The sequence below is a fragment of the Mycobacterium sp. IS-836 genome, from assembly GCF_001954275.1.
Taxonomy (GTDB): domain Bacteria; phylum Actinomycetota; class Actinomycetes; order Mycobacteriales; family Mycobacteriaceae; genus Mycobacterium.
Map to the genome: position 1 here is coordinate 1 of NZ_MBEU01000001.1, position 1,118 is coordinate 1,118.

1 protein-coding gene is annotated in these 1,118 nt (G+C 67.4%); it reads right to left on the reverse strand.

Features of this window, described 5'->3' with window-relative positions; translation table 11 throughout:
- Positions 1–1,118: glycosyltransferase (locus A5747_RS00005; RefSeq protein WP_076121205.1), on the reverse strand; the 1,118-nt coding region annotated here is incomplete at both ends.

Here is a 1,118-nt window from a genome sequence, read left to right on the forward strand (position 1 = left end):
CGGGCCCGGGAGACATAGTCGGGACCGAGGATCCGGTGCAGGTCGGCGGCCAGCGATTCACGGCTGGTGCTCGTAAAACGCCGCCCAGAACCAACTTTCAGACGTTTGACGTGAGAGGCCCAGATCGCCTGATCGGGTGCCGTCCAGAGGATCAGCATGGGCACCCCGGCGCGCAGGCCCGCGGCAATGGTGCCCATGCCGCCGTGGTGCACGACCGCGCGGCAGGCCGGGAAGACCGCAGCGTAATTCACCGCTTCCACCACCTTGACGTGGTCGGAATGGGGGACATTGCCGAAGTCACTCCAGCCGGAGCAGATCAGCGCCCGTTCGCCCAGTTGCGCGCAGGCCGCGCCGATCATGGCGACGGTGTCGGCGGGAGACTTGACCGGCGTGCTGCCGAAGCCGAAGAAAATCGGCGGTGTTCCCGCGGCGATCCACGACGCGACCTCCTCGTCGGCGTCCGTGGCCAACTCCATCGTCAGCGCGCCGACGAACGGTCGTTGGCCGTTGCAGTTCGCCCATTCGGCGGCCAGCCCCGGGAAGCACACCTCGTCGTAGGCCTGGATTTCCAGCGATGCGCGCTCGGCGATCCGTCGCGACCACAGGCCCGCCGCCTTCGGTAGCCCGAGTTCGCGGCGCTGCGCATCGTCGCGTTTCTTGAGCATCGGCCAAGACATCCACTCGGACACCGTCATCGCGGAACGGCCCACCGGTGCGGGCAGCCCCGGAATGAGCTGGCCGTTGGCCCGTATCGGGAAGGTATGCAGCGTGGCCAGCGGAATGCCATAGTACTCCGCGATGTTGGCCGCGGACTGTTCGCCGATGGCGCTGGTGAGCACCAGGTCGGCCCCCTCGGCCAGCGACATCAGCGTCTTGCCGATCTCCTCCCAGAGCTGGTTGAACAGCCGCTGATCTTCGCGCACCAACGCGCTCAGTTCCCGGACCTTCCAAAAGCTCCGGAACAAACGGGTCAAAAGGTCGCGGTGCACGTCCTGCCACAGTCGCGCGTCCGGCCCAAACTCGGTCGCCCTGAGCCCGGCCGACTCGACGAATTCAACCAGGTCGGGCGCGACGGCCACGTGTACGTCGTGCCCGCGGCGCAGCAGTTCACGGCCGAC